Origin of the sequence: Pseudomonas mendocina (assembly GCF_900636545.1) — a bacterium.
GTDB lineage: Bacteria > Pseudomonadota > Gammaproteobacteria > Pseudomonadales > Pseudomonadaceae > Aquipseudomonas > Aquipseudomonas mendocina.
Genome location: NZ_LR134290.1, coordinates 2997206 through 3023763, shown reverse-complemented (window position 1 = coordinate 3023763; position 26558 = coordinate 2997206). Strand labels below are relative to the sequence as shown.

General features: G+C 63.5%; 21 protein-coding genes and 4 tRNA genes. 17 read left to right on the top strand and 8 right to left on the bottom strand.

Going from position 1 to position 26558, the window contains the following annotated elements; all coding sequences use genetic code 11:
* Nucleotides 1-130: 130 nt before the first annotated feature.
* Nucleotides 131-2872 (bottom strand): aconitate hydratase AcnA, encoded by a 2742-nt coding sequence (gene acnA / locus EL191_RS13975; RefSeq protein ID WP_041980970.1) that lies wholly within the window; start codon nt 2870-2872, stop codon nt 131-133.
* Nucleotides 2873-3119: 247 nt separating this feature from the next.
* On the opposite strand from acnA, the gene rlmM reads away from it, so the two are divergent.
* The gene (rlmM, locus tag EL191_RS13970) at nt 3120-4175 is read left to right on the top strand and encodes a 23S rRNA (cytidine(2498)-2'-O)-methyltransferase RlmM (protein ID WP_041980971.1); all 1056 of its coding nucleotides are present in this window, start codon (nt 3120-3122) and stop codon (nt 4173-4175) included.
* A 213-nt stretch (nt 4176-4388) separates the two neighbouring features.
* Nucleotides 4389-4640, top strand: coding sequence for a sulfurtransferase TusA (gene tusA / locus EL191_RS13965; protein ID WP_017363222.1), 252 nt, complete (start codon nt 4389-4391; stop codon nt 4638-4640).
* 40 nt (nt 4641-4680) lie between these two features.
* Here the strand turns inward: tusA and EL191_RS13960 are convergent, their stop codons facing one another.
* Nucleotides 4681-5745 carry a DUF3080 domain-containing protein gene (locus EL191_RS13960; protein ID WP_041980972.1) on the bottom strand — a complete coding sequence of 355 codons (1065 nt, stop codon included), beginning with the start codon at nt 5743-5745 and terminating at the stop codon, nt 4681-4683.
* A 39-nt stretch (nt 5746-5784) separates the two neighbouring features.
* The gene (locus EL191_RS13955) at nt 5785-7158 is read right to left on the bottom strand and encodes an MATE family efflux transporter (protein ID WP_041980973.1); all 1374 of its coding nucleotides are present in this window, start codon (nt 7156-7158) and stop codon (nt 5785-5787) included.
* 150 nt (nt 7159-7308) lie between these two features.
* Between EL191_RS13955 and pdxB the strand changes: the two genes are divergently transcribed.
* The 3 genes from pdxB (at nt 7309) to EL191_RS13940 (ending at nt 9657) form a co-directional block, all read left to right on the top strand.
* Nucleotides 7309-8439 carry a 4-phosphoerythronate dehydrogenase PdxB gene (pdxB, locus tag EL191_RS13950; protein WP_013716090.1) on the top strand — a complete coding sequence of 377 codons (1131 nt, stop codon included), beginning with the start codon at nt 7309-7311 and terminating at the stop codon, nt 8437-8439.
* Nucleotides 8440-8716: 277 nt separating this feature from the next.
* A complete protein-coding gene (locus tag EL191_RS13945; protein ID WP_013716089.1) occupies nt 8717-9202 on the top strand; it encodes a glutathione peroxidase in 486 nt (161 codons plus the stop codon).
* Nucleotides 9199-9657: a MarR family winged helix-turn-helix transcriptional regulator gene (locus EL191_RS13940; RefSeq protein WP_017363226.1), complete on the top strand. Its 459-nt coding sequence runs from the start codon at nt 9199-9201 to the stop codon at nt 9655-9657. Before EL191_RS13945 ends, EL191_RS13940 begins: the two co-directional genes overlap by 4 nt.
* On the opposite strand, the gene EL191_RS13935 is transcribed toward EL191_RS13940, so the two are convergent.
* Nucleotides 9647-11968: a response regulator gene (locus EL191_RS13935; protein ID WP_041980975.1), complete on the bottom strand. Its 2322-nt coding sequence runs from the start codon at nt 11966-11968 to the stop codon at nt 9647-9649. The two genes, EL191_RS13940 and EL191_RS13935, sit on opposite strands and share 11 nt — an antisense overlap.
* A 111-nt stretch (nt 11969-12079) precedes the next feature.
* Between EL191_RS13935 and EL191_RS13930 the strand changes: the two genes are divergently transcribed.
* Nucleotides 12080-12970: an ATP-binding protein gene (locus tag EL191_RS13930; protein ID WP_041980976.1), complete on the top strand. Its 891-nt coding sequence runs from the start codon at nt 12080-12082 to the stop codon at nt 12968-12970.
* Nucleotides 12967-13449 (top strand): GAF domain-containing protein, encoded by a 483-nt coding sequence (locus tag EL191_RS13925; protein WP_013716085.1) that lies wholly within the window; start codon nt 12967-12969, stop codon nt 13447-13449. The genes EL191_RS13930 and EL191_RS13925 overlap by 4 nt, the downstream gene beginning before the upstream one ends.
* A 67-nt stretch (nt 13450-13516) precedes the next feature.
* On the opposite strand, the gene EL191_RS13920 is transcribed toward EL191_RS13925, so the two are convergent.
* Nucleotides 13517-14179 carry a glutathione S-transferase family protein gene (locus EL191_RS13920; RefSeq protein WP_041980977.1) on the bottom strand — a complete coding sequence of 221 codons (663 nt, stop codon included), beginning with the start codon at nt 14177-14179 and terminating at the stop codon, nt 13517-13519.
* 64 nt (nt 14180-14243) lie between these two features.
* Nucleotides 14244-15011 carry a hypothetical protein gene (locus EL191_RS13915; protein ID WP_026042167.1) on the bottom strand — a complete coding sequence of 256 codons (768 nt, stop codon included), beginning with the start codon at nt 15009-15011 and terminating at the stop codon, nt 14244-14246.
* Nucleotides 15012-15233: 222 nt separating this feature from the next.
* On the opposite strand from EL191_RS13915, the gene EL191_RS13910 reads away from it, so the two are divergent.
* The 4 genes from EL191_RS13910 to EL191_RS13895 all read left to right on the top strand — a co-directional run bounded on the left by EL191_RS13910 (nt 15234) and on the right by EL191_RS13895 (nt 15611).
* Nucleotides 15234-15309: transfer RNA gene (locus tag EL191_RS13910), tRNA-Glu, on the top strand.
* Between the two features lie 15 nt (nt 15310-15324).
* Nucleotides 15325-15400, top strand: a tRNA-Gly gene (locus EL191_RS13905).
* Between the two features lie 45 nt (nt 15401-15445).
* Nucleotides 15446-15521, top strand: a tRNA-Glu gene (locus EL191_RS13900).
* A 14-nt stretch (nt 15522-15535) separates the two neighbouring features.
* Nucleotides 15536-15611 (top strand) — tRNA-Gly (locus tag EL191_RS13895).
* Between the two features lie 111 nt (nt 15612-15722).
* Here EL191_RS13895 and EL191_RS13890 read toward each other — a convergent pair.
* Nucleotides 15723-16130: a PA2817 family protein gene (locus tag EL191_RS13890; RefSeq protein WP_013716082.1), complete on the bottom strand. Its 408-nt coding sequence runs from the start codon at nt 16128-16130 to the stop codon at nt 15723-15725.
* Nucleotides 16131-16319: 189 nt separating this feature from the next.
* Nucleotides 16320-18767 carry an acyl-CoA dehydrogenase gene (locus tag EL191_RS13885; RefSeq protein ID WP_041980979.1) on the bottom strand — a complete coding sequence of 816 codons (2448 nt, stop codon included), beginning with the start codon at nt 18765-18767 and terminating at the stop codon, nt 16320-16322.
* 140 nt (nt 18768-18907) lie between these two features.
* Here EL191_RS13885 and EL191_RS13880 point away from each other — a divergent pair, with 140 nt between their 5' ends.
* The 6 genes from EL191_RS13880 (at nt 18908) to EL191_RS13855 (ending at nt 26514) form a co-directional block, all read left to right on the top strand.
* The gene (locus EL191_RS13880) at nt 18908-19576 is read left to right on the top strand and encodes a transglutaminase-like domain-containing protein (RefSeq protein ID WP_041980980.1); all 669 of its coding nucleotides are present in this window, start codon (nt 18908-18910) and stop codon (nt 19574-19576) included.
* A 177-nt stretch (nt 19577-19753) separates the two neighbouring features.
* On the top strand, nt 19754-20374 hold the full coding sequence (locus EL191_RS13875) for a glutathione S-transferase family protein (protein WP_041980981.1): 621 nt from the start codon (nt 19754-19756) through the stop codon (nt 20372-20374).
* 81 nt (nt 20375-20455) lie between these two features.
* Nucleotides 20456-21388 (top strand): ABC transporter ATP-binding protein, encoded by a 933-nt coding sequence (locus EL191_RS13870; protein ID WP_041980982.1) that lies wholly within the window; start codon nt 20456-20458, stop codon nt 21386-21388.
* Nucleotides 21385-22179, top strand: coding sequence for an ABC transporter permease (locus tag EL191_RS13865; RefSeq protein ID WP_041980983.1), 795 nt, complete (start codon nt 21385-21387; stop codon nt 22177-22179). The genes EL191_RS13870 and EL191_RS13865 overlap by 4 nt, the downstream gene beginning before the upstream one ends.
* Nucleotides 22180-22426: 247 nt before the next feature.
* Complete coding sequence (locus tag EL191_RS13860) at nt 22427-23449, top strand: efflux RND transporter periplasmic adaptor subunit (protein ID WP_041980984.1); 1023 nt, start codon at nt 22427-22429, stop codon at nt 23447-23449.
* Nucleotides 23446-26514 carry an efflux RND transporter permease subunit gene (locus EL191_RS13855; protein WP_041980985.1) on the top strand — a complete coding sequence of 1023 codons (3069 nt, stop codon included), beginning with the start codon at nt 23446-23448 and terminating at the stop codon, nt 26512-26514. The genes EL191_RS13860 and EL191_RS13855 overlap by 4 nt, the downstream gene beginning before the upstream one ends.
* Nucleotides 26515-26558 lie beyond the last annotated feature (44 nt).

Below are 26558 nucleotides of genomic sequence, written 5' to 3'. Positions count from 1 at the left end.
GTTGAGGGCTGAATGCGTTTTGGCGAGTGTAAACGCTTTTTGAATGGCGTCACATTTCTGTCACGACATCGGCCATCCGTGGCCCGACGGAGGTTGGCATGCCCCACTACGCAGTAGCGGGGCGGGTCCATCAACTGGCGATCATCTGCCGGAGCACGTAATGCAGGATGCCGCCGGCCTTGAAGTACTCGACTTCGTTGAGGGTGTCGATGCGGCAGAGCACTTCGACTTCCTCATGCTTGCCGTCTTCGCGGGTGATGACCAGCGTCAGCGGCATCTGCGGGCGCAGCTCCACGCCTTCCAACCCTTCGATGGCCAGCACTTCCTTGCCGGTCAGTTTCAGGTTGTTGCGGTCGGTGCCCGGCTTGAACTGCAGCGGCAGCACGCCCATGCCCACCAGGTTGGAGCGATGGATACGCTCGAAGCTCTCGGCGATCACCGCCTTGACGCCCAGCAGGTTGGTGCCCTTGGCCGCCCAGTCGCGGCTGGAGCCAGTGCCATATTCCTTGCCGGCGATGATCACCAGTGGCGTGCCTTCGGCCTGATAGCGCATTGCGGCATCGTAGATCGCCAGCTTCTCGCCACTGGGCACGTGCAGGGTGTTGCCGCCTTCCTCGCCGCCGAGTATCTCGTTGCGGATGCGGATGTTGGCGAAGGTGCCGCGCATCATCACTTCATGGTTGCCGCGGCGTGAGCCGTAGGAGTTGAAGTCGGCCTTGTCCACGCCATGCTCGCGCAGGTAGCGTCCGGCCGGGCTGTCGGCCTTGATGTTGCCGGCTGGCGAGATATGGTCGGTGGTCACCGAGTCGCCGAGCAGGGCGAGGATGCGCGCCTCGCGGATATCGGTGATGCGTGGTGGGTCGCCGGCGATGTCCTCGAAGAACGGGGGATGCTGGATATAGGTGGAATCGCCCTGCCAGGCATAGGTGTCGGCCTTGGGCACGGCGATAGCCTGCCATTTCTCGTCGCCGGCGAAAACCTCGGCGTATTCCTTGCGGAACATGGCGGTGTCTACCTGGGCGATGGCCTGGGCGATCTCGCTTTGGGTCGGCCATATGTCCTTGAGGTAGACCGGTTGTCCGTCCTTGCCGGTGCCAAGAGCGTCGCGGGTCAGGTCGATGCGCACGCTGCCGGCCAGGGCGTAGGCCACCACCAGGGGCGGTGAGGCCAGCCAGTTGGTTTTCACCAGTGGGTGCACGCGGCCCTCGAAGTTTCGGTTGCCGGAGAGCACCGAGGCGACGGTGAGGTCGGCCTGGGTGATGGCCTTTTCGATGGGGTCGCGCAACGGTCCGGAGTTGCCGATGCAGGTGGTGCAGCCGTAGCCCACCAGGTCGAAGCCGAGTTTCTCTAGGAAGGGCGTCAGGCCGGCGGCGTCGAAGTATTCGGTTACCACCTTGGAGCCGGGCGCCAGCGAGCTCTTGACCCAGGGCTGGCGCTGCAGACCTTTTTCCACGGCCTTCTTGGCCAGCAGGCCGGCGGCCATCATCACGCTGGGGTTGGAGGTGTTGGTGCAGGAGGTGATGGCGGCGATCACCACGGCGCCATCTTTCAGGCGATGGGTATGGCCCTCGTCCTCATAGTCGATTGCGCCGCTCTGCTTGTCGCCGCCAACGGCGGTACCTCCGCCGCCTTCGCTGAGCATACGACCTTCTTCCTTGGCCGCCGGTTTGAGCTGCAGGCCAACGAAGTCGTCGAAGGCCTGGTGAACCTGGCCCAGCGAGACGCGATCCTGCGGGCGTTTTGGCCCGGCCAGGCTGGCTTCGACGCTGCCCATGTCCAGGCTCAGGCTGTCGGTGAACACGGGCTCGGCGCCAGGCTCGCGCCACAGACCCTGGGCTTTGCTGTAGGCCTCGACCAGTTGCACGGTGGCCTCCGGGCGGCCGGACAGGCGCAGGTAGCCCAGGGTGATCTCGTCCACCGGGAAGAAGCCGCAGGTGGCGCCGTACTCGGGGGCCATATTGGCGATGGTGGCGCGGTCGGCCAGCGGCAGGTCGGCGAGGCCGTCACCGTAGAATTCGACGAATTTGCCCACCACGCCTTTCTTGCGCAGCATCTGGGTGACGGTGAGCACCAGGTCGGTGGCGGTGATGCCTTCTTTCAGCTTGCCGCTGAGCTTGAAGCCGATCACTTCGGGAATCAGCATCGACACCGGCTGGCCGAGCATGGCCGCTTCCGCCTCGATGCCGCCGACGCCCCAGCCGAGAACGCCGAGGCCGTTGATCATGGTGGTATGCGAGTCGGTACCGACCAGGGTGTCGGGGTAGGCGAGGGTGATGCCGTCCTCTTCCTTGGTCCACACGGTGCGCGCCAGGTATTCCAGGTTGACCTGGTGGCAGATGCCGGTGCCTGGTGGCACCACGCTGAAGTTGTCGAAGGCGTGCTGGCCCCAGCGCAGGAAGGCGTAGCGCTCGCCGTTGCGCTGCATTTCCAGCTCGACGTTGTCGTGGAAGGCGCTGGAGGAGGCGTAGCGGTCGACCATCACCGAGTGGTCGATGACCAGATCCACCGGCGACAGCGGGTTGATCCGCTGCGGGTCGCCGCCGGCCTTGGCCATGGCATCGCGCATGGCGGCCAGGTCGACCACCGCGGGTACGCCGGTGAAATCCTGCATCAGCACGCGCGCCGGGCGGTACTGGATCTCGCGGTCGGAGGCGCGCTTATCCAGCCAGTCGACCATGGCTTGCAGATCCTGTGGCTGTACGGTCTTGCCGTCTTCGTTGCGCAGCAGATTTTCCAGCAGCACCTTGAGCGACTTGGGCAGGCGGTCGATGTTGCCGAGGCTCTGGGCGGCTTCTGGCAGGCTGAAGTAGTGGTAGGTGGCGTCGCCGACTTTCAGTTCGCGGCGGCAGTTCAGGCTATCGAGGGAGGGCATTGCACATCTCCTTGGGCCCGCACGGTTCGGGCTGTGTCTGATGGCGGCAGACCTTCAAGCTAGTTCGGCTTGGGCGGTCTGGCTAGCGCATATCCTTTCGGTTGTTATGCGCTGCCTGTCTGTTGCGACGACGCGGGGCGGCCAGCTTGCCGGTCCGTAGCTGCAGACAGCGCATATGTAGCTGGACAGGTTTAGCGGCTCGGGGTTCCGGTCTCGGGTATCATGCGCGCCTCGAGGATACCCTTTGATGAATACCCTGTTTCTGCATTGCCGCCCCGGTTTCGAGGGGGAGGTTTGCGCCGAGATCACCGACCTGGCCGCGCAGCTGGATGTGCCCGGCTACTCCAAGGCCAAGCCCGGCAGCGCCTGCGCCGAGTTCGTCTGCAGCGAGGCAGCCGACAGCGAGCGGCTGATGCGCAGCGTGCGCTTCAATCAGCTGATTTTCCCCCGACAGTGGGCGCGCGGCGCGTTCGTCAGCCTGCCGGAGAGCGATCGTATCAGCGTGTTGCTCGAAGCCCTGGCCGATTACCCGGTGTGCGGCAGCCTGTGGCTGGAAGTGGTGGATACCAACGACGGCAAGGAGCTCTCGACCTTCTGCAAGAAGTTCGAGGCGCCGCTGCGCAAGGCGCTGCTCAAGGCCGGCAAGCTGGTGGACGACGCGAGGAAGCCGCGCCTGCTGCTGACCTTCAAGAGCGGCCGCGAGGTGTTCGCTGGCATCGCCGAGGCGGACAACCAGGCGATGTGGCCCATGGGCATTCCGCGTCTGAAGTTTCCCCGTGAGGCGCCGAGCCGCTCGACGCTCAAGCTGGAAGAGGCCTGGCACCATTTCATCCCGCGCGAACAGTGGGACCAGCGCCTGGCGCCCGGCATGACCGCCGTGGACCTGGGCGCCGCCCCGGGCGGTTGGACCTGGCAGCTGGTCAATCGGGAAATCCGCGTGACCGCCGTGGACAACGGGCCGATGGCCGAAAGCCTGATGTACTCGGGGTTCGTCGTGCACCAGCGCGCTGATGGTTTCACCTTCCGCCCGCGCCATCCGGTGCACTGGATGGTCTGCGACATCGTCGAGAAGCCGGCCCGTACGGCGGCGATGATCGAAACCTGGCTGGGCGAGGGCCTGTGCCGCGAGGCGGTGGTCAACCTCAAACTGCCGATGAAGCAGCGCTACGCCGAGGTTCGGCGTTTGCTCGATCGCATCGAGTCGGGGCTGGTCGAGCGTGGCCTGAAGGTCAGCATCGGCTGCAAGCAGCTGTATCACGATCGCGAGGAAGTCACCTGCCACCTGCGTCGGCACGGCAAATAACGGAGTGAACCGGGCGCGGACATTCGTCCGGCCCGGACTCCCGCGTCGCTTTGGGCTCCGCCCGAAGCTGGCGTGCGAACCTTCCATGATTCGCTGGAGCGCAGGCACTTTGCCGCAGTTGCCAGGCATGCGCTGCCCATCCAAGGTTGTGCGCGCAGGGTGACCTGAAGGTCAGCTTTGCGCGACAATGCGCGCCTGCCTGTGGAGCCCCCTATGTCCGAAGCCCTGACCCTCAACCACGATGACCTGCTCGATGCCAGCGGCCTGAATTGTCCGGAGCCGGTGATGATGCTGCACAACAAGGTGCGCGACCTGTCGCCGGGCGGCTTGCTCAAGGTGATCGCCACCGATCCCTCGACCCGTCGCGACATCCCCAAGTTCTGCGTGTTTCTCGGCCATGAGCTGATTGGCCAGGTGGAGGAAGACGGCACCTACCTCTACTGGATTCGCAAGAAAGCGGATTAGTTAGGTTTGGCGGGCTGTTCGTTTCGCTCCTGAGCCCGCCCTACGACTCTACTGCGTTATTCCATCCCGCCTGTCCCGGCGCCAGGCCGCAGCTGTTCAGTAGCGTTTGCCAGGCCTTGACGTGGCGCGCCGTGGCCGCGCGGAAATCCTGCCATAACGAATCCTGCTCGCCGGCCAGATGCTGCAGATGCATTCGGGTGGCAGGAGGAATGCCCGCTATAGGCTGCAGTTGCAGCAGCGCCGCCTGCCACTGCTGGCCGCGCTGGTCGACCTGTGCCAGATAGGGCTGCAGGCCGCCGGCGTAGAACTTGATGAAGATGTTCTGCAGGATGCGACCGCGTGGCGTCGGCTGGCCCATCGGGCAAAGGGGGCGGTTCTGTTGGCGTTGCTCGAGCATTTCGCTACCGGTGTCGAGGGTGTGGCGCAGGCTGGCCAGGCTGGTGATCAACTGGCCGCCCTGTTCGCTGGCGTAGAGGGCGAAGAACAGCGGGTCCAACTCCCCGGCACTCGGCGGTAGCTGGGTTGGCAGGCCGTCGCCGATGCTGGCCAGCCGTTGTAGTGCGTCCAGTGCGGCGCTGTCTTCCTGCGTGTCCACCGGCAAGGCCTGATCGGCAAAGCGCAGATAGTTCTCGAATTCCGGGCTGCCGTTCAGGGCATTCCAGAACACCGCTGGCAGTTGCTGGCGCTTGTCGCTGGCCAGGCGCTGCAGAGTGGTCTTGAGGCTGGAGTCGTCCTGCAGATGTGGCAGGCAGTCATCGATGGCGCGCAGCAGGTCGCCTTCGTAGCCCAGGCGCTGGCTAGGCATCAGCTGCTTGCCCAGGCTGCTGTTGCGCTGGCTGATCAACTGCTGCAGATGCGGACAGCGCCGCGCATCGATGACCAGATCGAGCAGGCCGATGCGCAGCTCGGGAATCTCGCTAAGCCGCTCACGCCGGGCCGGCAGGCGGTACTGGCTGACACTGCGACTGTCGAAGGCGTCGACGTCAGCAGCATCGAGCGAACGCTGCAGGCGTTCGAGGTAATCGCTCTGCAGGGCCAGGCCGTCGTTGGCCGGGCCGCATGCAGCGAGCAGAAGCAAGCAGAGGAGCAGGGCTGGTCGAATCATGCGCTCAGTCTAGAGCTGATCTCCTGCCTATCCAATCACTCAGGCGGCTCGGCGAATGCGCTTGCGTGCACTGCGCGCAAGGCGCACGGTGAGCATCGCCGCAGCGCAGGTCAGGCCCACCACCAATCCTTGCCACAGGCCGCTGGGGCCGCTCGGCTCGCCGAACAGGTCGGACAGTCCCAGCGCATACCCCACCGGCAGGCCGATGCCCCAGTAGGCGAACAGGGTCAGCAACATGGTGATTCGGGTGTCCTGGTAGCCGCGCAGCGCGCCGGCTGCAGTCACCTGAATGGCATCGGAGAACTGGAACAGCGCGGAGTAGACAATCAGCGTCGCTGCCACGGCGATCACCGTCTTGTCCGGAGTGTAGATCTGCGCGATCTGCTCGCGCAGCAGGAACATCAGGCTGGCCGACAGGCAGGCATAACCCAGTGCCGCGCCCATGCTCACTCCGGCAGCGAAGCGTGCTTCGCGCGGCCGGCCGCGACCCAGTGCCTGGCCAACGCGCACCGTGGCGGCCATGGCCAGTGAGTAGGGGATCATGAATACCATGGAGCTGAAGTTCAGGGCGATCTGGTGGCCGGCGACCACGGTGGCGCCCAGGCCGCCGATCAGCAGGGCGATCACCGCGAAGATGCTCGATTCGGCAAATACTGCCACACCGATCGGCACGCCGATGCTCAACAGGCGTTTGATCACCGTCCACTGCGGCCAGTCGAAATGGGCGAACAGGGCGCTGGCGCGGTAATAGGGCGCCCATTTCACCCAGACCAGCATGCCGATCAGCATGAAGCCCATCACTAGTGCGGTCGCCCAGCCGCAGCCGACGCCGCCCATGGCCGGCACACCGAACTTGCCATAGATGAAGATGTAGTTGGTCGGAATGTTGAGCAGCAGGCCGATGATGCCCAGCACCATGCTCGGGCGGGTATGGCCCAGTCCATCGCTGAAGCAGCGCAACACGTGGTACAGCGCCACTGCCGGAAAGCCACAGGCCACGGCGCGCAGGTAACCCATGGCCGGAGCGATCAGCGCCGGGTCGACGTTCATCGTGCGCAGGATGAATTCGGCATTCCACAGCAGCGCTGCGGCGCTGCCGCCCACGGCCAGCGCCAGCCAGAGTGCCTGACGCACCAGCGGGCCGATGGCTGCTTCCTCGCTGGCGCCGAAGCGCTGCGCCACCTTGGGCGTGGTCGCCAGCAGGATGCCGGTCATCAGCAGGAACACCGGCACCCAGATCGAGTTGCCCAGCGCCACGGCCGCCAGGTCCTGCGGGCTGACGCGCCCGGCCATCAGGGTGTCGACGAAACCCATGGCGGTATGCGCCAGCTGGGCGATGATGATGGGCGTGGCCAGGATCAGCAGGCTGCGCAGTTCCGTGCGCACGCGGCCAAGGCGGGTGTCGGTGGACATTTCGACTCTTCGGGATAACAGGAAACCGCGTAGTCTACGCCTTGACGCAGCGGTCAGGAAAGTGTGGCGTGAGGCTCTGCCGGGCGCCCTGCGGGGCGACGCTGGGGACCGCGCTGGCATAGAATGGCGACCTGCCCGATGGAGCCTGTCATGCACATAGTCGCCGACGAGAACATTCCCCTGCTCGATGAATTCTTCGCTGTGTTCGGCAGCATCCGCCGTCTGCCTGGGCGCAGCATCACGGCGGCCGATGTGCGCGATGCCGACCTGCTGCTGGTGCGCTCGGTCACTCAGGTAAACCGTGCTCTGCTCGAAGGCAGCCGAGTCCGCTTCGTCGGTACCTGCACCATCGGCACCGACCATCTGGATCTCGATTACTTCGCCGAGGCCGGTATCGCCTGGAGCAGTGCACCAGGCTGCAACGCCCGTGGCGTGGTGGATTACGTGTTGGGCAGCGTGCTGACCCTGGCCGAACGTGAAGGCGTCGATCCGGCGGTGCGCGTCTATGGTGTGGTGGGCGCGGGGCAGGTCGGTGGGCGTCTGGTCGATCTGTTGCGTGGTCTTGGCTGGCAGGTGCGGGTGTGCGACCCGCCACGCCAGGCTGCCGATGGCGGCGACTTCGTCAGCCTGGAGCAGATCATCGACGAATGCGATGTGATCAGCCTGCATACGCCGCTGGACGCTTCGACGCGCCATCTGTTCGATGCGACTCGCCTGGCGACGCTGAAGCCGGGAACCTGGCTGATCAATGCCAGCCGTGGTGCGGTGGTGGACAACGCCGCGCTGCGCACGTTACTGCCGCAACGTCCCGACCTGAAAACGGTGCTGGACGTCTGGGAAGGCGAGCCGCAGGCCGATGTCGAGTTGGCCGCCCTGTGCCAACTGGCGACGCCGCACATTGCTGGCTACAGCCTGGACGGCAAGCTGCGCGGAACCGCGCAGATCTACCAGGCCTGCTGCCGCGTGCTGGGCGTACCTGAGCAGGTGAGTCTGGCCGACCTGCTGCCGGCGCCCTGGCTCCGCGAAGTGAGCATCGATGGCAGCGCCGATCCAGCCTGGGCGCTGGCCAGCCTGTGCCGCGCCGTCTACGACCCGCGCCGCGATGATGCGGATTTCCGCCGTAGCCTGGTCGATGATGCCGATACCCGTCGCGCGGCGTTCGACCGCCTGCGCAAGCATTACCCGATGCGCCGCGAGATCGATGGCTTGCGCGTGCGTATTCAGGGGGATTCAGCTCCGCTGGCCGCGCTGGTGCAAGCCCTGGGCGCCACCGTTTTGTAGGGCGGGTTAGCCGCCTGTCGCGCTTGTTGATCAACTTGGAGCTCGATGCGGCGGATGGCCGCCCCGCGATAACCACCATCGGTGCAACGCGATACATCGCCTCGTGGATTACGCAGCGCGCAGGGTTCATCTGTGGCAGCAATAGCGATGCGCGGCGCCGCTAACCCATCCGGATAGTACGATATCTGCATGCCTTATCTTGCAGCAATTAAATTGCATGCAATTTAATTGCTCGCTATTTTGCCCGTCACTTTCAGCCCATTCAGGACGACTCTCCATGAGCAATGCGCTTTTCGATATCCCGGTCACCACCATCAAGGGCGAGCAGAAGACTCTGGCCGACTTCGGTGGCAAGGCCGTACTGGTGGTCAACACCGCCAGCAAGTGCGGTTTCACCCCGCAGTACAAGGGCCTGGAGAACGTCTGGCAGCAATACAAGGACAAGGGCCTTGTGGTGCTGGGCTTTCCCTGCAACCAGTTCGGCAAGCAGGAGCCGGGTGACGAGGGCGCCATCTCGGAGTTCTGCGAGCTGAACTTCGGCGTCAGCTTCCCGCTGTTCAAGAAGGTCGACGTCAACGGCGCCGATGCCCATCCGCTGTTCGTCCAGCTGAAAAAGCGTGCGCCCGGCCTGCTGGGTAGTCAGGGTATCAAGTGGAACTTCACCAAGTTCCTGATCGGCAAGGATGGCCAGGTGGTCAAGCGCTTCGCCCCGACCACCAAGCCGGAAGAACTGAGCAGCGAGATCGAAGCGCTGCTGAAATGACCGCGTTCGATACCGCTACCCTGCAGTTGGACAACCAGCTGTGCTTCAAGCTGTACGCAGCCTCGCGCGCCGTGATTCGCGCCTACAAGCCGATGCTCGATGCCCTTGGCCTGACCTACCCGCAGTACCTGGCGATGCTGGTGTTGTGGGAGTGGCAGGAGCGGGCGCCCGAGCAGCCGACGCTAAAGGCGCTTGGGCAACGCCTGCAGTTGGACTCAGGGACCCTGACGCCGCTGCTCAAACGTCTGGAGCAGATGGGCCTGGTGCAGCGCCGTCGTGCGCAGGTGGACGAACGTGAGGTGCATCTGGCACTGAGCGAGGCCGGCAGGGCACTGCAGGCGCAGGTCCTGCCGCTGAAGGCGCAGTTGCTCTGCCAGTTCGGTGATCAGGACCTGCTGGAGATGGAGGGGCTGCGCCGCAGCCTGGATCGTCTGCTGGCGAGACTCAGCGAGTGACGTCGCTGGGCAGCCAGGCATCGAGCATTGCTGCCAGTTCCTCACGACGGAAGGGTTTGGCCAGGTAGTCGTTCATCCCGGCGGCGCGGCAGCGTTCGCGCTCGTCGGACAGCGCATTGGCCGTCAGGGCAACGATTGGCAGTTCCGGCCAGCGGCCGTTACTACGGATGCGCCGGCTGGCCTCGTAGCCGTCCATCACCGGCATGTTGCAGTCCATCAGGACCAGATCGACAGGCTGCTGCTCCAGTATTTCCAGTGCTTCACCGCCGTGACCGGCGACCAGCACCTGATAGCCGAGCTTGGTCAGCATGCCCTTGGCGACCATCTGGTTCACCGGGTTGTCTTCGACCAACAGCACGCGCGCCAAGCTTTCCCGATTGGTTTGCGCCTGGGTGCTGCTGTCCAGGTCGCCCTCGTCGCTTTGCAGGATGTGTCGCAGCATCTGTAGCAGCCCGTTGCGCGCCAGAGGACGGGCGATCTGCAGCAGGGGCATGAGCCGTTGAGCCTGGTCATGCGGCAGGAAATTGCCGTAGGCCGTGACCAGCAGCACGGGGGTGGTGATCGTTGGGCGAATACCGAGCAGGCACTCGGGGCAGTCGCTGATCAGCAAATCGGCCTCTACACCGAGCAGGCTGGCGTCGGTGTCCAGGCGCTGGTAGCTCAGGCCCCAGGTCGGCAGCCATTGGCTGAGCATTTGCTGCAGGCCGCTGCTGGCCGGCGTCATGGCGACGATGCGGCCTTGCAGGGAGGGCTGCATGGCAGCTTGGGCATGGGCTGGCAACGGTAGCTCGGCGCAGAACTCGCTGCCGAAGCCTTCCTTCGATTGCAGGGTCAGCTTGCCGTGCATCGCCTCGCAAAGACGCCGTGTCAGCGCCAGGCCCAAGCCGGTGCCGCCGTACTCGCGGGTAATGCCCACTTCGGCCTGGGCGAAGGGCTGAAAAATGCGCGCCTGGGCATCTTCGGCAATGCCGATGCCGGTATCGCGCACGCGAATGCTGATGCCGTCCGTACTACTGGCGACGATCAGGTCGACACGACCGAAGCGGGTGAACTTGAGGGCATTGGACAGCAGGTTGCTGACGATCTGGCGCACCCGCGTCGGATCGCCCAGCACCTGCGCCGGCAGTGCGGGATCGATCAGGCAGGTCAGCTCCACGGCGCTGGCGGCGTTCTGCGACAGCAGACTGGCGGTTTCTTCGGCCAGGACGCCGAGGTCGAAGGGGATTTCTTCCAGCTCGAGCTGGCCGGCTTCGAATTTCGACAGATCGAGGATGTCGTTGAGCAGTTCCACCAGTACCTTGCCGGAGTCATGGGCGATACCCAACTGCTGACGTTGTTCGGCGCTGAGTGGCCCGTCCAGCGCCAACGCCAGCATACCCAGCAGGCCGTTGAGCGGTGTGCGGATCTCATGGCTCATATTGGCCAGGAAGGCCGAGCGTGCCTGCGCCATGTTCAGCGCGGTGGTGCGCGCGGTCTCCAGCTCGCTGTTGGACTGACTGAGGCGGACGTTGGTGGCCTTGAGTTCGGCGGTGCGTGCCGAGACGATGTTCTCCAGCTCGCCGAGGTATTGGGTCAGCCGGTCTTCGGCGTTGCGTCTTTGCTCGATCTCCTGGGCGATGCTCGACAGCTGGCGGTTGGTGACTTCGACCAGGATGCCGATTTCATCGCGCTCATGGCCCTTGGGGCAGGGCACCGGGCGGTGCTGCGGCGCTTGCGGATTGCGTTGGCTGAGTGCGCGAATCACGCCGGTCAGGGGTTTGGTCAGCATGAAGTAGAACAGCACCAGCAGGATCAGCGATAGCAACAGGCTGCGTGCGAAACCGGTGAGCAGGGTCAGCAGCGAGCGCCGCAGAAAGTGACTGCCGAACGCGTAGGTATCGATCTCCAGACGGAGGAAGCCCAGGGGCTCGTGGGGCGCATGGGATACGAACAGCGGGTCCTGAAATGCACGCTCGGCGCCAAACAGGCTGTCACTCAGGAAACGGTAGCGACTCTCGCTGCGCGGACGACTGACGCTGGCCAGCACCAGGCCGCTGTTGTCGATCAGCTCGGCACGGGTCACCGCTGGAGAGCGGAGCAGGCCGAGTACCAGTTCCTGCGCCAGTTCCGCGTCGATGTTGTAGGCGATACGGGCGGCGGGGTTGTGGCTGATCTCCAGCAACGCGCGAATCTCGCGGTTGATGGAGGCCTCTTCGCTGGCATAATCGATCGCCACCTGGGTAAGGCTCAGCAGCGTGCCAAGGATAAACGCCACCAGCACGGTTAGGCTGGCCTGTTTGAATGACAGGCGGTTGGTGAGCGAAATATCCATAAATGCGTGCGTAGTCTCTGATCCTTGGCGCCTTGCCAAGCATAGCTGATAGCGACCTTGTACCGGCAGAGCCTGCAACGTGCGGCTCTGCGCAATAAGGAGTAGTAGACCGTGGATTCCCGATTGCTGGATTTTCTCGCCCGCGCCGAGCAGGTGCTGGAGCGTCTCGAGCCCTTGCTGCCTGCGCTGCGCCCGCAGGTGGACTGGAATAAATGCGTGGCCGCGCGCTGGGTGCGTGATGGCCGCAGCGGCTATCTGATGCCGCTGGAGGTCAGCCTCGACCTGTCGTTGAGCGACCTGCTGGGTGTGGACGCGCAGCGCGAGCAACTGGCACGCAATACCCGCCAGTTCGTCAGCGGCATGCCGGCCAACCATGCGCTGCTCTGGGGCGCGCGCGGTACCGGCAAATCTTCCCTGGTGCGTGCGCTGCTGGCCGAGCACGCCAAGGCCGGTCTGCGTCTGATCGAGATCGAGCGCGATCATCTGGCCGACCTTCCGCGCGTCGTGGAGTTGTTGGCCGGTTTGCCACAACGCTTCGTGCTGTTCTGCGACGACCTGTCATTCGAGGCGGGCGAGGGCGACTACCGGGTGCTCAAAAGTGTGCTCGACGGCTCGCTGGAACAGGCGCCGGACAACGTGCTGCTGTATGCGACTTCCAACCGTCGACACCTGGTGCCCGAGCGGCAGAGCGACAACGAGAACTGGAAAATGGTCGACGGCGAACTGCACCCCAATGAAGCGGTGGAAGACAAGATCGCATTGTCTGACCGATTCGGTCTGTGGCTGTCCTTCTATCCCTTCAGCCAGGATCACTTCCTGATCGTGGTGCGCCACTGGGTGGACGTGCAGGCGCGCCAGGTGGGGCTGAGCTGGAACTGGGACGAAGCGCTGGAGAAGGCAGCCATTCGTTGGGCGCTGGGGCGCGGTAACCGCAATGGGCGCTGCGCCTATCAATTCGCCCGTCACTGGGTCGGGCTACAGCTGCTGGAGCAACAGGCATGATCGATCTTTCTCAGGCCGGTGGTGATCTCAACGGCTATCCCCTGTTGAGCGCGCAATTGCAGGCGCTGCTGTCCGGTGAACGTGACTTCATCGCTAATGCCGCGCAGTTCTCCGCCTTCCTGTTTCACGAGCTGGCCGACCTCAACTGGGCTGGCTTCTATCTGGTCAAGGATGGTGAACTGGTGCTTGGCCCGTTCCAGGGCAAGGTGGCCTGTGTGCGTATCGCTTTCGGTCGCGGCGTTTGCGGTGCGGCAGCGGCGAGTTTGCAGACGCAGCGAGTCGAAGACGTGCATGCCTTTGCCGGGCACATTGCCTGTGACAGCGCGTCGAACAGCGAACTGGTGGTGCCCCTGGTCAAGGATGGCCGCCTGATCGGCGTGCTGGACCTGGATAGCCCGTCGGTAGGGCGTTTCACCGAAGAGGATCAGGCTGGTATCGAAGCGCTGGCGGCGATCTTCCTGGCCGCCAGCGACTGCTGAGTGCGCCTTTGGCGATGCGGGGGGCTCGAGCCGGTAGGGTGCGCACGACGCACCCTACGATGCTGGCTCAGCGCTTGGCGCCGATCTTCTCCAATGTACGCAGCTCGCGCGGCAGTAGTTGCTGCATGGATGCACTGGTCTTGATGCGCTGAAAGTGCGCGCTCAGGTTTGGCCAGCGTGTAGCATCCAGTACCTCGCTGCCGTGCTCCATGTTGATCAGCTGGCAGGCCAGCGCCAGATCGGCCATCGATAGCTGTTCACCAAGGAAATAGGGCGCATCGCCCAGCGTGGCCTCGAAGTAGTCGAAGTGGTTCGGCAGCTTGTCCCTGAGCGCCTGCTGCACCTTTTCCTCGTCGCAGGGCTGGCCCATGGTGGCTTTCAGCACGCGGTTGCGGAACACGGTGAAGGTGCACAGTGGTGCCAACTCGTAGTCGGCGTATTTTTCCAGCCAGCGCACCTTGGCGCGTTGCTCGGCATTGGCGCCGTACAGCGGCTTGTGCTCGGGGTAGCGCTCTTCCAGGTACTGGCAGATGACGCTGGAGTCAGCCAGCTTGAGGTCGCCGTCGCGAAAAGCAGGAATCCGCCCCAACGGGTTCAGCTCGCGAAACCAGTCGGGCTGGCCGAAGGGCATGACCACTTCGAGTTCGTAAGCCAGACCCTTCTCGACCAGGCACAGACAGACTTTACGGACGAACGGGGAGAGTGGCGCCCCGTAAACGGTCATGCTCATTGCAGCTCCTAATCTTCGGTCAGCGTGTTGGGCTGAGCGAAGGCGAACGTTGTCCTGCCGCCGCTCAGTCGTAGATGTTCTTCTTTTTCCAGCCGTCGTCTTCCAGGTCTTTCAGACCTTCGGTCAACTGGCTCGGTTCTTCCGCTGTGGGAGTGTTCTTGTTGAGGACCATGGCGTTGGCACGCGCCAACTGCTCCTCGAAGCGTTTGAGTTGCGCCTGGTAAGGTGCAGGCTCGGGTTGCTTGCGCAGGTACTGCACGCCGCGCTCGAAGGCCAGACGCGCCTGGCCAGGCTGATTTTGCTGCATCGCCGTCTGGCCAAGGGTGCTGAAGAACTCGATATGCACCAGCACCAGCATATGGCGGATTTGCTTGAGCCACTGCTTGCCTTCGCTGGCCGGCAGCAGGCCGCCCTGTACCGAGCCGGTGATCAGCGCATGGAGGTTTTCCAGGAGGAAGCGCACATCCTTGGCCTTGGCCTCGTTGATGATGGGCTGTGGCGGGTTCTGCACTGTAATGGATTCACCCTTGGCGACCTCGCTCTTCAGTGTGGCGATATCGTTCTGCAGCGTGGCGTTCTGCTTATCCAGCGGCAGCAGTCGTTCGCTGACCTGAAGTTGCAGCTGGCTCAGCAGCAGCTTTAGCTGCGGCGTCATCAGTTGGCCGGGCATGCGTTCGGAAATGTCCTGGCAGCGACGAATGCGGTCTAGCAGGTCGGCGCGCTGGCGGGCTTTTTCCAGTTTGCTGTTTTCGACGGCATGGTTGATGTAGGCAATCACCATCAACAGGGCGATGCCGCCGACTATCAGCATGGTTATCACGAGTGCGGACACTGCTTGGGACCTCTCGAGAATCGACTTTTCGACCGAGTGTAGTGGCTTGCTCGCATCGCTCCTAGTGTCATGTCAATTTATGGGCTGAAGTCTTTGATTTTAAAAATTTTTTATAGAGTGGTTGACGACCTCTCAAAGCCTCCATAGAATGCGCGCCACTTCCAGCGCAAAGCCAAAAGCGAAGCGAAGGAAGCCGGAAAGTTGCTTGATGTTCCGGGGTGTGTCCCCTTCGTCTAGTGGCCTAGGACACCGCCCTTTCACGGCGGTAACAGGGGTTCGAGTCCCCTAGGGGACGCCACTTTCAAGCTGTAATGCGGGAATAGCTCAGTTGGTAGAGCACGACCTTGCCAAGGTCGGGGTCGCGAGTTCGAGTCTCGTTTCCCGCTCCAAAATTTCGAAATGCTGCTTCGGCAGGGTTTCAAACGAAGTTCCAGGTCCCCTTCGTCTAGTGGCCTAGGACACCGCCCTTTCACGGCGGTAACAGGGGTTCGAGTCCCCTAGGGGACGCCACTTCAAGTTGTACTGCGGGAATAGCTCAGTTGGTAGAGCACGACCTTGCCAAGGTCGGGGTCGCGAGTTCGAGTCTCGTTTCCCGCTCCAAATAAACGAAAACGCCGCTCAATCGAGCGGCGTTTTCGTTTCTGTTGTTTGTACAGGCGCAAAACAAAAGGCCCGCCGGTTTACCGTGCGGGCCTTTTGTTTATTGGCCGATCAGTGCTTGGCGCCGTCGGTGGGCAGGGCCAGCAGCTGTTTTTCCTGGTTCCAGTCGAACGGCTCGTCGTTCTCTTCAGCTTCGAAGCGACGCTCGTCGAGGGCCTGGTAGAGGGCGATTTCCTCGTCCGGCATAAAGTGCAGGCAGTCGCCACCGAAGAACCACAGCAGGTCACGTGGTACCAAATGGGCGATCTGCGGGTAGCGGTGGAATACCTGGCTGATCAGGTCCTGGCCCAGATACTGACTGGATACTGGGTCACGCGGCAGTTCGGCGAGCAGTTCGTCGTAGCGCTCGAGGAATAGGGCATGGCTGTCGTCGAGCACCTGTTCGGCTTCGCCCAGGGCGACGAGAATGCCGCGCAGGTGGTTGAGCAGGGCGAGGTGGTGTTCGAGATGGCTGGCCATTGCAGTGTCCTGAAAGGTAAAACGGGCGCAGGAGTATAGAGTTCCTGGCGCCCGCTGTCCTGCATAGCTTGCCTTCGTGTAGGAGGCGCTTTCGGCTCGGGCATCCCGCTTCGTTCTACCTCCTGCAGCCCTGCAGTCATAGACGCGAGCTGCTTGAGTAGCGGTAAAACCCCTCCCACTAGCCGTTTGTCAACGCACCTTGCCAATGCCCAGTTCGAGCTCTTCCTTGGCGAAGTCGTCGACATCGATCACCCGGCGACGTGCCGCTTCGGCCGCCTGCAGGCGTTGACCCTGCTCGCCATCGAGAATGCCGGCAGCGATCGCCGCTTCGATGGCATCCTGGCCTGGTGCCGGTTGCAGGCTGCCGTCCTTGAGCGCCTGCTGCAGGCGTTTGCGCGCGTCGTGGCTGGCCTGTACCAGGTTCAGTGCATGCTGCAGGGCGCCGACCGAGTCCTGATCGGCCTGCGGGCGATAGCAGCCTTCCAGCACCGATTCCAATGCCGGGTCGCCAGCCTGGCGGCCGATGATCGCGGCCACTTCGGCATCCAGCTCATCGCTTGGGCCGTTATGACGACGACCCAGCGGGAACACCAGTACCTTCAGCAGGCAACCGAACAGGCGGTTGGGGAAGTTGCTCAGCAGGTCATCGAGTGCCTGCTCGGCGTGGTAGAGGTTTTCCTCCATTGCCCAGCGCAGCATCGGCCTGACGGATTCCTGATAGTCCAGATCGTGGTAGCGCTTGAGTGCAGCCGAGCCCAGGTAGAGGTGGCTGAGCACATCGCCCAGGCGCGCAGACAGGCGCTCGCGGCGCTTCAGGTCACCGCCGAGCAGCATCATGCTGCTGTCGGCGCACAGGGCGAAGGCGGCGGCCAGACGGTTGAGAGCACGGTAGTAGGGCTGGCTGAGGTCGTCACCTGGGACGGTGCCCAGGCGGTTCAGCGTCAGGCCCAGCAGCAAGCTGCTGGCGGCATTGCTGACGGCGAAACCGATATGACTCATCAGCAGCGAGTCGAACTCGACCTGTGCCTGATCCTTGTCCTCCCGCTCAGCCAGGGCCATTTCCTTGAGCACATAGGGATGGCAGCGGATGGCGCCCTGGCCGAAGATCATCAGGTTGCGCGAGAGAATGTTGGCGCCCTCGACGGTGATGAAGATCGGCGCACCCTGCCAGGAGCGGGCCAGGTAGTTGTTCGGGCCCATGATGATGCCCTTGCCGCCGTGCACGTCCATGGCGTGGCTGATGCACTCGCGGCCGCGTTCGGTCAGGTGGTACTTGAGCACCGCCGACAGCACCGAGGGCTTCTCGCCGAGATCGACGGCATTGGCGGTGAGAATGCGCGCGCTGTCCATCAGCCAGGCGTTGCCGCCGATGCGTGCCAGGGCTTCCTGGATACCCTCGAAGGCAGCCAGCGGCACGTTGAACTGTTCACGCAGCTGGGCGTACTGGCCGGTGGTGAGGCTGGTGAACTTGGCCGCGCCGGTGCCGACGGCGGGCAGGGAGATGGAGCGACCGACCGACAGGCAATTCATCAGCATCATCCAGCCCTTGCCGAGGTATTCCTGGCCACCGATCAGGTAGTCGAGCGGAATGAATACGTCCTTGCCCGAATTCGGCCCGTTCATGAAGGCCGCGCCCAGCGGCAGGTGGCGACGACCGATCTCCACGCCGGGGGTGTCGGTGGGAATCAGCGCCAAGCTGATGCCCAGGTCTTCCTTGTCGCCCAGCAGGTGATCCGGGTCGTAGGCCTTGAAGGCCAGGCCGAGCAGGGTGGCTACCGGACCGAGGGTGATGTAGCGCTTTTCCCAGTTCAGGCGCAGGCCGATCACTTCCTCGCCGTTGTACTGGCCCTTGCAGATGACACCGGTGTCCGGCATGGCGCCGGCGTCGGAGCCGGCCAGCGGGCCGGTAAGGGCGAAGCAGGGAATATCTTCACCGCGCGCCAGGCGTGGCAGGTAGTGGTTGCGCTGTTCTTCGGTGCCGTAGTGCAGCAGCAGCTCGGCCGGGCCGAGGGAGTTGGGCACCATCACGGTGGAGGCCAGGTCGCCGCTGCGTGTGGCCAGCTTCATCGCCACCTGCGAGTGGGCGTAGGCGGAGAAGCCCTTGCCGCCATATTCCTTGGGAATGATCAGGGCGAAGAAACCGTGCTGCTTGATGTGCTCCCAGGCTTTCTCCGGCAGGTCCATCTCCTGGCCGACCTGCCAGTCGCTGATCATCGCGCAGAGTTCTTCGGTGGGGCCGTCGATGAAGGCCTGTTCCTCCTCGGTCAGCTTGGCCTTGGGGTAGGCCAGCAGCTTGTCCCAGTCTGGCTTGCCACTGAACAGCTCGCCATCCCACCACACCGTGCCGGCTTCGATGGCGTCGCGCTCGGTGGCCGACATTGGCGGCAATACGCGCTGGAACCAGGCGAACAAGGGGCGAGTGAACAACTGCCTGCGCAGATCGCCAAGCAGGATGAAGGCGGCGACTGCGCCTGTGATGATCCATAGCAGCAGTTGCAGCCAACCAGGCACCGGACTGAACAGGGCCATGGCCACCAGGTAGGCCGCGGTGATGCCGAGGGCGGGGCGTGCGGCGGTACGGCTATGGGCCAGGTAGATGACCCCGAGCAGCAGCACCAGCAACCAGATGACGAGCATGTGCATTCCTCCATGATTCGAGCGGGCAACGCCCCGAGCATAGCCATTAAATGGCGCGAGGGGCGGTGAGCTTGGCCGGATCGTCCTGAGCGTCGCGCAATTGGCGGATTAGACTGAAGCGAACTTCAGGAGCCCCCATCATGCAGACCTATCTACGCCCCGGCCGCTTCATTGACAGTGACCATCCATTGGTAGTCGAGTTCGCCGAACGTTGGCGTGGTGCCTCACGAGAACCGATCAGTCAGGCCGCGGCTCTGTATTCGGCAGTGCGCGATGAGATTCGCTACAACCCCTATGCCTTCAGCCTCGAGGCGCAGACGTTGAAGGCCAGCCACGCGCTGACGGTCGGGGAGTCCTACTGCGTGCCCAAGGCCAATCTGCTCGCCGCGTGTGCAAGGCATTGTGGCATTCCCGCGCGTATCGGTCTGGCCGATGTGCGCAATCACCTGTCGACGCCGCGCCTGCTGGAGTTGCTGCGCAGTGAGGTGTTCGCCATGCACGGCTACACCGAGCTTTACCTGGACGGGCGCTGGGTCAAGGCCACGCCAGCGTTCAACGAGGCGCTGTGCCGCGTATTCAAGGTCGCGCCGCTGGAATTCGATGGTGTGCATGACAGCGTCTTTCATCCCTACAACGAGCGGGGCGAACGCTATATGGAGTATCTGCAGGACCACGGCCAGTTCGAGGACCTGCCGGAGCAGCTGTTCTTCGCGCACTTGCGCGATTGCTATCCGCATCTGTTCGAAGCGGACGCGGCCTCGATCAGCGGCGATCTTCATGCCGAGGCTGCCACCGTTAGAACGGAGTAACGAGGCTGTCCTGTGTCGGGCTTCTTGCCCTAGCCCAACCTGCGTTCATCCCAAGCATGCATTCGTCCATCCGCCACCCCGCTCGGGTCGATATGCGTTATCAACGCAAATCCTTGGCCAAGCAGGGGGGGATTGCCTCTAGAATCGACGCCTCGTGAAACGACAGGACAATCACAGATGCTGAAAATCTGGGGCCGCAAGAATTCGTCCAACGTGAGAAAGGCGCTATGGGCCGCCGAGGAAGCCGGTGTCGCTTACGAGGCGATCGATGCCGGGGGCGCCTTCGGGCTGGTCAACGATCCCGAATACCGGGCGAAGAACCCCAACGGCCTGGTGCCGCTGGTAGAGGATGGTGAGCTGGTGCTCTGGGAGTCCAACGCCATCGTCCGCTACCTAGCCGCGCGGTACGCCGCGGGCGATCTCTATCCCGAGGACCCGGCACTGCGTGCCCGTGGCGACAAGTGGATGGACTGGACCACTTCGGCCTTTGCCCCGGTCTTTCGCGATCTGTTCTGGGGCACACTGCGTACCCCACCGGCAGAGCGCGACCCGGCACGCATGGCCGCTGCTCTGGCCCGTTGCGGCGAGCTGCTGGCCATGCCAGAGCGCGCCCTGGCCGAGCAGCCATTTCTTTCCGGCGAACGCTTCGCCATGGGTGACATCCCGTTGGGCAGTTTCATCTATGCCTGGTTCGAGATGCCGATCCAGCGTCCCGAACTGCCGGCCCTGGAGGCCTGGTACGGACGGTTGAAGGAGCGCCCGGCCTACTGCAAGGCGGTGATGACCGCGCTGACCTGATGATAGGCTCAACCCATCTAGCGTCCTGTTTGTGTTCATAGCCATCAGGACCAACTTCCATTCATTTCGCAAAGGCATGTCATGACATCTGCTTTGTCCATTCGGCAGTTGACCAAGACCTACGGCAACGGCTTCCAGGCCCTGCACGGCATCGATCTGGATGTCGCCGAAGGTGATTTCTTCGCCTTGCTCGGCCCCAATGGTGCCGGCAAATCCACCACAATCGGTATTCTCTCCACGCTGGTGAACAAGAGCGGCGGTACGGTCAGTGTGTTCGGCCATGATCTCGACCGTGAGCCTTATGCTCTCAAGCGCTGCCTGGGCGTGGTGCCGCAGGAATTCAATTTCAACCAGTTCGAGAAGGTGTTCGACATCGTCGTCACCCAGGCGGGCTACTACGGCATTCCGCGTTCGATCGCCAAGGAGCGCGCCGAGCAGTATCTGACTCAGCTCGGCCTGTGGGAAAAGCGCGACGTCGCTTCGCGTGAGCTGTCCGGCGGCATGAAGCGCCGCCTGATGATCGCCCGCGCCCTGGTGCATCAGCCGCGCCTGCTGATCCTCGATGAGCCGACCGCAGGGGTGGATATCGAGCTGCGCCGTTCGATGTGGAGTTTCCTCACCGACCTGAACAAGCAGGGCATCACCATCATCCTCACCACCCACTATCTGGAGGAGGCCGAGCAGCTCTGCCGCAACATCGGCATCATCGACCATGGCCGTATTGTCGAACTGAGCAGCATGAAGGATCTGCTGAAGAAGCTGCACGTCGAGACGTTCCTGCTCGACCTGAAGGACTCCTACAGCGAGGCGCCGAACCTGAGCGGTTATCCGGCACGTCTGCTCGACCACCACACCCTGGAGGTGCAGGTGGAGAAGAGCCAGGGCCTCAACGCGCTGTTCCAGCAACTGGCGCAGCAGCAGGTGCAGGTGCTGAGCCTGCGCAACAAGACCAATCGCCTGGAGGAGCTGTTCGTCTCCCTGGTGGAAAAGAACCTGGCGAAGGTGGCGCAATGAATACCCAGTACCTCAATAGCGAGTTCGCTGCCAACCTGATCGCCCTGCGTACCATCGTCCATCGCGAAGTACGCCGCTTCGTGCGCATCTGGCCGCAGACCCTGCTGCCGCCCGCGATCACCATGGTCCTGTACTTCGTCATCTTCGGTAGCCTGATCGGCCGGCAGATTGGCGACATGGGCGGCTTCACCTACATGGAGTACATCGTGCCGGGGCTGATCATGATGTCGGTGATCACCAACAGCTACGGCAACGTGGTGTCGAGCTTCTTCGGCAGCAAGTTCCAGCGCAACGTCGAGGAGCTGCTGGTCTCGCCGGTGTCGCCGCACACCATCCTCATCGGCTTTGTCGTCGGCGGTGTGCTGCGCGGGCTGGCGGTGGGGGTGATCGTCACCATCCTGTCGCTGTTCTTCACCCATCTACAGGTGCACCACTTGGGCGTGACCGTGCTGGTGGTGTTGCTGACGGCGACGATCTTCTCCCTCGGCGGCTTCGTCAACGCGGTCTATGCGCGCAACTTCGACGACATTTCGATCGTCCCTACCTTCGTGCTGACGCCGCTGACCTACCTGGGCGGAGTGTTCTACTCCATTACCCTGCTGCCGCCGTTCTGGCAGACCGTGTCGATGGGCAACCCCATCCTGCATATGGTTAACGCCTTCCGTTACGGCATTCTCGGGGTGTCCGACATCCGTATCGGCGTAGCCATCGGTTTCATGCTGCTGGCCACCGCTGCGCTCTATACCTTGTGCATCCGCCTGCTGATCAGCGGCCGTGGCATGCGCCAGTGACGGTTTTGTGGGAGCGGATTCATCCGCGATTTTCGCGGCGCAGGCCGCGCCGGTAGCCCGGATGAAATCCGGGGTATGGCTGCTGTGTTCCCGAGGGTTCATCCGGGCTGCCGTTGAATGCTCGCGGCTGAAGCCGCTCCTGCTGGACGTGCTGGCGACCGAAAAAATATAGCGAAATAACTTGCGCACCTGTCAGTAACGCAGGAGCCGGTTAGACTCCGCCTCTACCAATAAGAAGGGGCTGATCATGACCGGGCTGTTACGTGCGCTTCCGTGGCTGTTGCTGGGCTTTTGTGCGTTGCCTGCAGTGGCTGCCGAAGGGCCGATGGTCGAGGTGGTGCCGGTGCGCCAGATGGAGGTGCGCGACGAGCTGATCACCTTCGGCTCGCTGCGTTCCGACGAGTCGGTGATGATCCGCCCGGAAATCGAAGGGCGTCTGGCCACCCTGCATTTTCGTGAAGGCCAGGCGGTAACTGCGGGGGATCTGCTGGTCAGTCTCGACGACGCCATTGCCCGCGCCGAATTCGCTCAGGCCCGCGCCAACCTCGATCTGGCCGAGAAAAACCACCAACGGGCGCAGATGCTCTTCCAGCGCGGCGCCAGTAACGCCCAGGCGCTGGACGAAGCGCAAAGCCAGTTGCAGGCCGCTCGAGCCGCGCAGGCGTTGGCCCAGGCACGGCTCGACAAGACCCAGATCAAGGCGCCCTACGACGGCACGCTCGGCCTGCGCCAGGCCAGCGTCGGCGACTACCTCAGCGCCGGGCAGAACATCGTCAACCTGGAAGTGCTCGACCCGCTCAAGGTCGACTTCCGCATTCCGCAGAAGGCCGTGGCCCAGGTGCGCCTGGGCCAGACTGTGGAAATCACCCTCGATACCTACCCTGGCGAGCGCTTTCGCGGCGAGATCTACGCCATCAACCCGCGCCTGGACGAAGCCGGCCGCAGCCAGGCGATCCGCGCACATATCGCTAACGATGACCGCCGCCTGCGCCCGGGCCAGTTCGTCCGCGTTTCGGTGATTCTCGACGTGCGGCCCGACGCGCTGGTGATCCCTGAAGAAGCGGTGATGCCGCAGGGCGACAAGCTGCTGGTCAATCTGCTGGTCGATGACAAGGTCGAGCGCCGCGATGTGAAGCTGGGCAAGCGCTTCGATGGCCTGGTCGAGGTACGCGAAGGCCTGCAGGGTGACGAGACCATCATCAGTGCCGGCTGGCAGCGGGTGCGCGAAGGCTTGGCCGTGCGCAGCAAGAGCGGGGAGCGCCAGCTGTGACACTTTCCGACGTCTGCATTCGCCGGCCGGTATTCGCCACCGTCCTGTCGCTGATTGTGGTGCTGCTGGGGCTGATGGCCTATGACCGCCTCAACGTGCGCGAATACCCCAATATCGATGTGCCCATCGTCACTGTGCAGGTCACCTATCCCGGCGCCAGCCCGGAGATCATGGAGTCGCAGGTGGCGCAGCCGGTGGAGGACGTGCTCTCCGGCATCGAGGGGCTGGATTTCGTCACCTCCATCAGCCGCGCGGAGAACACCCAGATCACCGCGCAGTTTCGCCTCGGTCGTAGCGCCGACGAGGCGGCCAACGATGTGCGCGACCGTCTCGGGCGGGTGCGCAGCCTGCTGCCGGACGAGGTCGACGAGCCCATCGTGCAGAAGGTCGAGGCTGACGCCCAGCCGGTGGTGTGGATCGCCTTCCATAGCCAGCAGCACAGCGCCATGGAGATCACCGACGTGCTGGAGCGGGTGATCAAGGATCGTCTGCAGACCATTCCTGGCGTCTCCGAAGTGCAGGTGCGCGGTGCGCGTACCTTTTCCCTGCGCATCTGGCTCGACCCGGAGAAGCTCGCCGCGCACAACCTCACCGTGCAGGACGTGGAGGACGCCCTGCGCCGGCAGAACGTGGAGATTCCAGCAGGCCGCATCGAGTCGCGCGAGCGTGAGTTCAGCGTGCTGTCGGAAACCGATCTGCGTACCCCACAGCAGTTCAACGAACTGATCCTAGATGACTCGCAAGGCTATCTGCTGCGCCTGTCCGATGTCGGCCGCGCCGAGATTGGCCCGCGTGACGAGCGTAGCGTAGTGCGCTTCAACGGCCTGCCGGCGGTGACCCTGGGCCTGGTCAAGCAGGCCACGGCCAACCCGCTGGACATTTCCGATGGGCTCCAGGCGGCCTGGCCCGAGATCAAGACGTTGTTGCCCGACGGCATGAAGATGACCGTGGCCAACGACAACTCGCAGTTCATCCGCGAGTCCATCGATAACGTCTTCACCACCATCTGGGAAGCCGTAGCGCTGGTCATCCTGATCATCTTCATCTTCCTGCGTTCGCTACGCGCCACGCTGATCCCGCTGGTGACCATCCCGGTATCACTGATCGGCGCCTTCGCCCTGATGTCGCTGATGGGGTTCACCATCAACACCCTGACCCTACTGGCCATGGTGCTGGCCATCGGCTTGGTGGTGGATGACGCCATCGTCATGCTGGAGAACATCCACCGCCATATCGAGGCGGGCATGAAACCCATGCAGGCAGCGTTCAAGGGCAGCCGCGAGATCGCCTTCGCGGTGATCGCCATGACCCTGACGCTAGCTGCAGTATTCGCGCCCATCGGTTTCATGCAGGGCACCACCGGCAAGTTGTTCACCGAGTTCGCCTGGACGCTGGCCGGCTCGGTATTGGTGTCGGGCTTCGTCGCCCTGACGCTGACGCCGATGATGTGTGCGGTGCTGCTCAGGTCGCACCAGCACGAGCAGCGCCACGGTCGCGTGTACAACCTGATCGAAGGTTTCCTCAATGGCCTGACCTATAGCTACAAGCACAGCCTGGATCGCGCTCTGCGCGCCTGGCCGCTGGTGCTTGGCGTGTTGCTGGGGGCCTTCGTGCTGTGCGCCTGGCTGTTCAGCGGCCTGCGTTCGGAGCTGGCGCCAACCGAGGACACCGGAACCATCGTTGGCGTGTTCAATGGCCCGGATGGTGCCACCATCGACTACACCGCGCGCTATGCCCGCGAGGTGGAGGCGGCCTACGCCAGCATTCCCGAGACCAATCGTTATCTGGTGGTGGCCGGCTTCCCGACCGTGGCCCAGGGCATTTCCTTCATGAAGCTGGAGGACTGGGGCGACCGTGCGCGCAGCCAGTTCGAGATCCGTAACGAGCTGCTGCCCAAGTTGCAGGACATCGCCGGCATGCGTGTCACCCCGGTCAACCGCCCGCCCCTGGGGCAGAGTGCGCGCAACCAGCCGATCAACTTCGTCATCCGCTCGTCCATGGAATACGCCGAGCTGCAGGGCTACGTCGACCAACTGATGGAGCGCATGCGTGATTATCCCGGCCTGGAGGGCTTGGACAGCGATCTCAAACTCAACTCGCCGCAGCTCAAGATTACCGTCAATCGCGAGCAGGCCGCCGCCGTGGGCACCGACGTGTCGGTGATCGGGCGCAGCCTGGAGAGCCTGTTCGGCAGCCGCCAGGTGACTCGCTTCAAGCAGAACGGCGAGCAGTACGACGTGCTGGTGCAGTTGCAGGATATCGACCGCAGCAACCCGCAGGATCTGGACCGCGTCTACGTGCGCGATCGCGAAGGCGGCATGGTGCAGCTGTCCAACCTGATCGAAGTGCGCGAGACGGTGGCGCCGCGCGAACTCAACCACTTCAACCAGCTGCGCGCGGTGACCATCAGTGCCAACGTCGGGGCGGGCTACACCTTGGGCGAGGCGCTCAATCATCTGGAGGCGGCCGCCCGCGAGGTATTCCCGCCGGAGACGCAGTACGACTACACCGGCACCTCGCGGGATTTCAAGGAATCCAGCTCGGGCATTCTGCTGATCTTCGCCCTGGCCCTGGCCTTCATCTTCCTGGTGCTGGCGGCGCAGTTCGAAAGCTTCAGCGATCCGCTGATCATCCTGTTCAGCGTACCGCTGTCGATGGCCGGCGCCTTGCTGGCGCTGAAGCTGTTCGGCGGCACCTGGAACATCTATTCGCAGATCGGTCTGGTGACCCTGATCGGCCTGATCACCAAGCACGGCATCCTTATCGTCGAGTTCGCCAACCACCTGCTGCGTGAGGGCAAGGCACTGCGCGAGTCGGTAATCGAGGCATCGGTGCAGCGCCTGCGGCCGATCCTGATGACCACCGGCGCGATGGTGCTGGGTTCGCTGCCCTTGGCCATTGCCACGGGGGCGGGGGCCGAAAGCCGCCAGCAGATCGGCCTGGTGATCGTCGGTGGGCTTTTGGTCGGCACCTTCTTCACGCTCTACGTGATTCCGACCCTGTATCTGCTGCTGCGCCGCTGGGCGCCGCTGCGCAAGATCGAGGACGAACCGGTGGCGGTCTGAACCCTGTAGGAGGCGCTTCAGCGGCGAGCTTTTGACGCTGTCGC